The following is a 451-nucleotide window of genomic DNA, read 5'->3' as shown; positions in this document are numbered from 1 at the left end:
GCCTCGCGTCCAGCCAGGGCTTCACGGTGTGCCGGTCCGACGAGACGACATCCACGGGGCTTTGCGCCAAGATGCTGCGCCGATGGCCGCTGGCTACCCCGGCGGCGAAGCTGTCGGGCGCGCCGCGCTGCATTGCCCACTGTGTGGCGCCGCTGGCCAGCACCGCGCTGATCATGATCGACGCCGCCATGGCGCGCCAGTCGAACGAGCCGAAGCGGCGTGCCCTTGGCGATGTCCGCGCCTGCGAAGGACGCGTCCCGGCTTCCCGTCTCTGGCCGGCGCCGGCGCCCGTGATCAATCCCGGCAGCGCCGACGGCGTGCCGCGCTGCGGCTCGGTCGCCTCTGCGTCGCCTTGCCGTTCGGTATCCGCCATGCCGATTGCCGCGATGCGGGCCAGAAACGCGTCGCTGACTTCGGGGCGGGGCAGGCGGCTGACCGCGCCTCGCAAGGC

General features: G+C 72.9%; 1 pseudogene. It reads right to left on the bottom strand.

From position 1 onward, the window contains the following. A pseudogene (locus EN852_RS35200) lies at window positions 1–451 on the bottom strand (anti-sigma factor); the annotation flags it as partial.

This window comes from Mesorhizobium sp. M2E.F.Ca.ET.209.01.1.1 (assembly GCF_004010375.2).
Taxonomy (GTDB): Bacteria; Pseudomonadota; Alphaproteobacteria; order Rhizobiales; family Rhizobiaceae; genus Mesorhizobium.
Note: the sequence above shows the minus strand (reverse complement) of the source record. Positions and strands in the feature narration are given on the sequence as shown.